Source organism: Ferroplasma sp. Type II (assembly GCF_000496155.1).
Window position 1 is genome coordinate 1 of the sequence record NZ_KI542830.1, and the last position, 1,499, is coordinate 1,499.

The 1,499-nt window shown below is 34.0% G+C and carries 2 protein-coding genes and 1 pseudogene; 2 read left to right on the forward strand and 1 reads right to left on the reverse strand.

What is annotated here, in order from left to right:
* A pseudogene (locus tag AMDU4_RS13300) lies at nt 1–301 on the reverse strand (hypothetical protein); the annotation flags it as partial.
* A 160-nt stretch (nt 302–461) separates the two neighbouring features.
* Here AMDU4_RS13300 and AMDU4_RS13305 point away from each other — a divergent pair.
* Together AMDU4_RS13305 and AMDU4_RS13310 are read left to right on the forward strand one after the other, a co-directional pair.
* Nucleotides 462–1,145 carry an integrase core domain-containing protein gene (locus tag AMDU4_RS13305; protein WP_021788450.1) on the forward strand — a complete coding sequence of 228 codons (684 nt, stop codon included), beginning with the start codon at nt 462–464 and terminating at the stop codon, nt 1,143–1,145.
* A gap of 154 nt (nt 1,146–1,299) precedes the next feature.
* A partial coding sequence (locus AMDU4_RS13310) for a glycosyltransferase (protein WP_290705506.1) occupies nt 1,300–1,499 on the forward strand: 200 nt, incomplete at its 3' end.

Sequence of the window (1,499 nt, forward strand, 5' to 3'; positions counted from 1 at the left end):
CAGGAAGCCTTTCCAGTTTTCTGTCGTTCTCTAAAACAATCTTTGTTATTGGGGATATATCACAGTCTATCCCTATCTTTTTCAGTATATCCCTGATATCAGAATCAGATATCTCTGCACTAAGCAATCTCTCCACGTAGGGGAATATATCCTTCCCTGTAAGTTCAACCTTTGAGTTTAGATTCTTTCCCAAGTAGCCAACATACCTGGTCACTACCTTTCCCTTTACTCTTCTAACATCAACAAGCTCATAGTATTCCTTCCCACTCTTGCTCTTATGTTTTCTCGTAGTTATTGTCATAACTGGTAATTACGTAATACAATATCAACCTTTCTATACCCTGTGTTTTCAATAAGAAATCATATAAAATAATATTATAGCATCAACTGTATATAACCGCCATAGCTTTTTTGGGGAAAATTAACTTGGCGTTGACACTAGGAAAACAGTATATAAAATAATGAAGAACAATAACCTTTCCCTACCGGTGCATAGCCACAGGGACAGGAAAGGATTAAAGCTTATTGCAGCTGATAAGCCTGAAATGGTTATTGAAACAGATATAACAGATATAACATATATCCCCACAGGGAATGGAATGACATATCTGATGTGCATTAAGGACATATTCTCAAAGGAATGGTATGGCTATAACTATAATACTTCATGCACTGCAAAGGATGCTATCAATGCTGTAAATGATGCAATAATGAGGAAGTTCCAGGGCAATGTGCCGGAAGGGATTACATTAAGGACAGACAATGGTCCACAGTATATTTCAAGGGAGTTCAATAATTACCTTAAGCTAATGAAGATAAGGCATGAATACATAGAAAGGGAAACACCTACAGAGAACGGAGATATTGAGTCCTTCCACAATTCAATTAAGACAGATTACATATGGGTAAGTGAAATAGACAACTTCAATGAAGGGAAAACAGTAATAGAGAATGCATTCTATGACTATAACAATATAAGGCCACATTCCACACTTGATTATTATTCACCAAAACAGTTCCTTGACAAATGGGATAATGACAGTGGCTTCAGGGAATACTATGGAGAGTTCCTGAATAATATGAAGGACAGTTACAGGAGGAGAAGGAATAATTATTATAGGAGGATGAGGATAAATGTACCTTGAAATGGAAAGATTTTTGTTTAACAATCACTATCCAACATCACTTGAGTGTTGAAATAAACGCTAGGGTCAAGATAATCCAATCGGATTTTGACGCCATATCGCTTTATTATTTGGACACCCTATATATTTATATAAATAAATGGTATTCGAGCTTATGGATAATCCCTATATTTCTGTTATCATAGTGGCATATAACAGGAAAAACTATATAAAACAAGCGATAGAGAGTGTTTTAAATCAAACTTTAAATCAAAATTTATATGAAATAATAGTAGTAAAGAATTTTGAGGATATGGAAATAGATGATTTTATAAATAAAAATAATATAAAAAATATATATACTGTTGATCAACG